At 40.7% G+C, this 5795-nt stretch carries 5 protein-coding genes; 1 reads left to right on the top strand and 4 read right to left on the bottom strand.

Annotation, left to right across the window (positions count from 1 at the left end; genetic code table 11):
• On the bottom strand, window positions 1-2451 hold a 2451-nt coding region (locus tag FC47_RS09945; protein ID WP_056968790.1), incomplete at its 3' end, for a serine-rich glycoprotein adhesin.
• A 551-nt stretch (window positions 2452-3002) separates the two neighbouring features.
• Here FC47_RS09945 and FC47_RS09940 point away from each other — a divergent pair.
• Complete coding sequence (locus tag FC47_RS09940) at window positions 3003-3608, top strand: glycoside hydrolase family 73 protein (protein WP_006500947.1); 606 nt, start codon at window positions 3003-3005, stop codon at window positions 3606-3608.
• A gap of 370 nt (window positions 3609-3978) precedes the next feature.
• Here the strand turns inward: FC47_RS09940 and FC47_RS09935 are convergent, their stop codons facing one another.
• From FC47_RS09935 to FC47_RS09925, 3 genes are all read right to left on the bottom strand, one after another.
• Window positions 3979-4500 (bottom strand): GNAT family N-acetyltransferase, encoded by a 522-nt coding sequence (locus FC47_RS09935; RefSeq protein ID WP_056968789.1) that lies wholly within the window; start codon window positions 4498-4500, stop codon window positions 3979-3981.
• A 59-nt stretch (window positions 4501-4559) separates the two neighbouring features.
• A complete protein-coding gene (locus FC47_RS09930; RefSeq protein ID WP_056968788.1) occupies window positions 4560-5165 on the bottom strand; it encodes a recombinase family protein in 606 nt (201 codons plus the stop codon).
• Between the two features lie 341 nt (window positions 5166-5506).
• On the bottom strand, window positions 5507-5795 hold a 289-nt coding region (locus tag FC47_RS09925), incomplete at its 5' end, for an LPXTG cell wall anchor domain-containing protein (RefSeq protein ID WP_056968787.1).

The following is a 5795-nucleotide window of genomic DNA, read 5'->3' as shown; positions in this document are numbered from 1 at the left end:
GCTGGTCGACTTAGAGGCTTCAATAGATGTTGACTCAGAAGCCTTGATTGAAGTACTCGTGGATTCAGAAGCGGCTTTGCTTTCCTCTATGGATTTGCTGGTTACTTCCGATGCTGATTTACTTTCACTCAGCGATGTGCTGGTTGACTTGGAGGCTTCAACTGAAGTCGACGTTGACTCAGAGGCCTTAATTGAAGCACTCGTAGATTCAGAAGCGGCTTTGCTTTCCTCTATGGATTTGCTGGTTACTTCTGATGCCGATTCACTTTCGCTCAGTGATTCGCTAGCTGATTTTGAAGCGGCTTCGGATTCGGAAACACTAACTGATTTAGCCACACTAGCTGATTCCGATGCTGCTTTAGATTCTGAAGCGCTCTGTGAAGCTGCTTCGCTTTCACTCTTTGAAATACTTATAGATTTCGCAATTGAGGTCGATTCAGCCTTACTCGTTGATGTAGACGCAGCTTCACTTTCAGAGTTGCTGATAGATGTAGATTTAGATGCACTCTTCGATACATCCGTTGCTATTGAGTCACTGACGGAACCTTTAATTGAGTCATATGTAGAAGTTGATTTACTCTTGCTTTCGCTATTACTTTGTGCCCGTTCTTCCTTAGTTGAAATCAACTGACCATTCAAATCCCAGCGTCTATATGTACCCTTAGCTTCAATCGTGTCAGCAGCAATATTCCCGGCAAAATCTGCATCGGTAATAACATGAGCATTAGGCGCTAAGACACTGCCAGCAAAAGGACTTTGAAATTCAATCGTGCTGCTGGTCGTACCAAAGTTCCACAGCAGGTGGTTAGGTTCTACTTGCCATACATTGCTACTAAGCCATTGTTTCCAATCCGAATACTGTAATTGCAGATGACGATTGATCTGAATCGTTTGGCCTTCTGGAATATCCGTCACATTGATTACCACCACCGGGCCAAAATTAGACCCAGTCAGTCCGACAATTCTAGTGTTGCGTGCTCCCGTCAGATATTCATATGGAACGTTGACATAAATTCGATTATCAGCATCTGGACTTACTCCGGAGACATCAATTTTGTAATCGGTATTAGAAGGATTACTGTCGATCCGTGGGTGTTCATATCCTTGCCAAACGCCCTCTGTATCAGAATCATGCTGACTCAAGCGTTGAGCATTGCCGCTAAGAATGTTAAAAATCTGTTCAAAATCAATGTAGTTGCTACCGGCTTCATCTTGATAAATATCCGCGTTCTTTCCTGGCAAGACATGATCCATCCGAATGTTATTCACATATAGCATGCCATCTTCTTGCTTTATTTCGGCATTGACGTCTTTTCCAAAAACAATATGATTATGGTCAGCCGAAAATGCATTGCCGCCAAGCCAGCCACTGATTTTTTGAATATAGTCAACATCGCCCTTAGTAAGGTTACCGTTGATCCTATCTTGGGTACCAAATTGCTGGCCGCCTTGATAATCACCAGTTGCCAAATTGCCACGATAATCAGCGTCAATTTTTAAATGCTTGGAAAAAGTCCCAAAAATCGATGCCAGATCAAGCGTGCCGTTGCCATGATAGTTTTGAATGTAGTTATAAAAATTACCCAAATCCTTGTTAACAATACTATCTAGGATTTCGCCCCAGGTGTCGTTAAATATGTGATTCCAGTCAAAAGTGTATGTATTCTTATTATTAAGATACTCATCTTCTAAAATAGTGTTGGGATGAGTAACTTGATTAGACTGTTGTGCCCATAGCTGACTTAAAACAGCTTGGAGATAATTGGCCGCGGCTGCTTGAGGATCAATACTTGCCGCAGTTAAGGTATTAGCAGACTGACTGGCTGCTGGCTGACTATAATCAGGTGTTGTCTCTGCCTGTGAGTTCTCACTTGCTGAATTGTTGACATCACTTGTCATTGAACTGCTGTCCGTGGTTTTACTGCCGGTTGACAAACTATCTTGACTGCTTTCAGATGAAGTGTTTGAATCACCTGCTGAATTTAGACTGTCTTCGCTACTGGTCGAATTGGTTGTTGAATTTTCAGCCGTAGTCGTGTTTGACCCGCTTTCAGCCGCCTCAGATTTGCTCGTACTGGTTTCTGTGGTCGTACTGTTGGTTGAGTCAAGACTATTTGAGCTGTCAGTCGAACTGCTAACCGACTCGCTTTGAGTATTTGAGGAAAGACCAATTGCCATTGAGCTGCGCGAATCCAACGTCCGCTGTAATTGCGTGCTGTCGGCCATTGCCGTCGTTGGCAGCAGCATGGTTGCCCCAGCGATCGTCCCAATTGTAGCAATTGCTTTTAAGTAGTCTTCATATGAAGTTTCATCATCTTCATCTACCGAAGCCGCTTTCAAAAAGGTCCAAAAACGTGACAACGAACTGCACCAGCCCCGATGCGTCTTATAAAGTTTTACGCGTTCAGTTTCATCAACTTTTGAATTTTTCCGGACATTTTTAGATTTCACGTTAATCTTCCTTTATGTATAAAAAATTTTACTGCCAAAGATCTATTATCTTAGCCAATGAATGCTTATTAATTTTGAAAACAAGCGTGATCGCTAAATCATAATTTATAAATTGACATTTATTCATAGCAATCAAGAAGAAAGGTTTTAAATGTTATTATAAATCCTTTATATCGTAAATATGTAAATAATTAAACTTTTTAAGAAACGTTAAGTATATATGTTTATAGTTTATGTTATCTAATGAAAAATTACCAGAAATAAATTAGAATCCTTCTTAGTTTTAGCGAAACCAAACAAAAATCATGAGCGTCATTTACATAATCACCAAAAAAATCCATTTAATGATCTATCACTTGAATACATGAAGAAAATTGCATTGATAATCGTTTATCTAAATTTTTCGATCATGATTGAAGTATGAATGATTTTTGCTTATTTTGGGAATTTTTAGCTTTTTCCTATGCTTAGCCGACAAACATATTTATAATCACATTTAAGACTTCAATGAATCTTTTCAAAGGGATATTCATTTTACGAAGGGGCTTTTTATGAAGATCAAATCAAAAAAATGGGCTGGAATTGTAATTGGCATCGCGGCACTGTGTTTTGCATTGGCAATCGGTCTGGGAATCTACCTGCACTCAACCAGTCAATCTACCAAGCCACAGCGCGAAACTCATTCATCTAAAATCACAGTTAATCAATTCATCAAAACGATTGCGCCAATTGCCCAAAAAGAACAAAAAAAGTACCACATTCCCGCCAGTATCATCATTGCTCAGGCTGGTACCGAATCAAACTGGGGTCGCAGCAAGCTGGCTTATAAATATAACAATCTTTTTGGCATCAAGGCCACTTCTAAAAAGAATCGCGTTCGCATGTATACCAAGGAAAACATGAATGGTAAGACGGTCGAAGTCAAACAGTACTTTGCCGTATACAATAGTTGGGAGGCTTCACTAAAGGCCCACGCCGAGTTGCTTGCCCATGGTACCAAGGCCAAGCCAAACGTATTTAAAGACGTGCTAAAAGCCAAGAACTACCAAGAAGCTGCCTGGGCGCTGCAAAAAGATGGCTACGCAACGGATCCTAATTACGCCAGCGAACTAATTTATGCGATTAAAAAATTCAAGCTTTATAAATATGATGAATAATAATTCCGCATCTTTCAAAAATGGCATGTGGGGTTATGATCTGGTATTGGCAAAAGTCGATACCAGATTTTTTATTTACCAAAAAAGGTGCTTCGTCAGATCGTTTCGACCACTCGAGCTTTTAGGCACTGGTTTCCATTTTAAATATATTTAGCTCTCTCTGATTGCAGTGCTATGTGAAGAAAACTCGGCTTTAATCGGCTATCGGTCTTGGATTTACCTACTATTGCTTAATTTTCACCCTCAAGCAGATAATTGTAGTCCACTTCATTACTGGTGACTAAGATCTTTTACTGCCATGATCATCATCGACACTACCAAGCCAATAATAATAAAAGCCCCGCAACCGCTTTGGCTGTGAGGCTTCACTTTACAGATTCAATTCAAACGCCCAACGTAATGGATCATTGGGCTCATCTAAAATATTAATGTGACCACGTCTGATAAAGCCATTGCTAGTCGCGACGTGCTGCATTGGCTGGTTTAAATCATGCGTATCAACACGGAAGTTATGAATTCCCTGCTCATTTAAAATTGAAATCAGACTGCTCATAAAATATTTGGCTAAATGTTGTCCCCGGTAATCCTGACTTAATGCCAGGCGATGAATAGCTGCGTATGGCTCGGTATTATTTTGCCAGGCACCATCAATCTCTTGATAATTTGGATCATCACCAATGATTGCCGCCGCATAACCTGCAACCTGGCCATTTACTTTCAGCACCCAAGCCGATTGATTGGCTAAGTCTTGAGCAACTGTATCGGTATTCGGATATCCCGCCTGCCACTGCGGACTGCCGGAAGCCTTTAGGAATGCCTTGGCTTGATCAAAAATCACCCCGATTGCTGGAATATCATCCTGCATGGCGCGAGTAACATAAATAAGACTCATAATTTTCCCCTTTTCAAATGCATTTGAATTTTTAGATAAGCTTAACACGAATAATTGTATTAAAGACGGCCATTTTCTTTCAACTTTTCATGATCCATTGCCTCAGCCGACTTGAGCAGAGCAAAGCGTCGCCGTAAAGTCGAAATACTGATTCCAGTGCGCATTGAAAGTTCACGGTAGGTCAGTCCTTTGTGATAGAGCTGATATGCCTGCCGAATTTTTTCGTCCGAGTAGATTTTTGGTCGGCCTTCACGATATTTCGGATTATGACGACGAGCATATGACTTGCCTTCTTGCGTTCTGATAACGATCATGTCGCGCTCAAATTGGGCAAATGCCGAAAACACGGTAAAAATCAAGCGACCAACTGGCGTATCGTCAATCGTGCCCATATTCAAAATATTGATCTTCACCTGATTTTCAAACAATTGCTGAATCACCTGCAGAGCTTCACCCGTATTACGCGCAAATCGATCCAGCTTAGTGACGATAATTACATCGTTTGGCTGAACGATTGCTAACAAGCGAGCAAATTCTGGTCGTTTGGTAGTCGTTCCGGTATATTTTTCCTGGAATATTTCGTCAACCCCAACCTGTTTCAACAGTTGCAACTGTGTCGATAAACTCTGACTTTCCGTGCTTACTCGCGCATATCCGTACTTCATGTTCTAAACACCACACCAAGACAATTTAAGTTTCAAAAGCATGTGTGTGGACTCTCCTTTCTTTAATCAGTTATTACCCTTTTTGGTACATTGCCTTTTCAAAACTTTTGATTGCAACAAAACCGTTCTATTGTAGCAAATGATTTCTTTTTATAAACACTTTTTCCATAAAATGAACGATTATTTTTAACGAATAATCATTTTAGAACGATATTACATTATATAGATACATTTATAAATCATTAGTATATTTTTAATCATAAAGACAAAAAGGCCCAACCTTTGAAAAATCAAAGGATGAGTCTTTTCTATCTTTGATGAATCTGTTCTTATTTCTTCATCTAGTTTTCGTGACGTTTCTTCTTAGAGCCGAAGCCCAGGCCAAGACCTGCTGCAAACATTGCTCCTGCCAAGCCCAGGGCACCCTTTTCGTTGTTGGCGTTACCAGTCTGTGGCAATTGTTGTGCACCGGCATTGGTTTGAGTTTGACCTGACTGACCATTTTGAGCGGCTTGACCAGTCGTTGATTGACCACCATTAGAAGCATTGCCGCCTTGGTCTGCTGCCTTGCCAGAATCAAGCTTCTTGTAGGTGATATTGATCGTCATGTCTTGGTCATTTGGCGTAACC

The organism is Limosilactobacillus mucosae DSM 13345 (genome assembly GCF_001436025.1).
Classification (GTDB): domain Bacteria; phylum Bacillota; class Bacilli; order Lactobacillales; family Lactobacillaceae; genus Limosilactobacillus; species Limosilactobacillus mucosae.
The sequence above is the reverse complement of the archived record's forward strand: the minus strand, read 5'-3'. Positions and strand labels throughout refer to the sequence as shown.

Bases quoted from the DNA above. Each gene is read 5' to 3' on its own strand.
- FC47_RS09935 (WP_056968789.1), bottom strand. From the start codon at position 4,500: ATGAGTCTTATTTATGTTACTCGCGCCATGCAGGATGATATTCCAGCA.
- FC47_RS09940 (WP_006500947.1), top strand. From the start codon at position 3,003: ATGAAGATCAAATCAAAAAAATGGGCTGGAATTGTAATTGGCATCGCG.
- FC47_RS09930 (WP_056968788.1), bottom strand. From the start codon at position 5,165: ATGAAGTACGGATATGCGCGAGTAAGCACGGAAAGTCAGAGTTTATCG.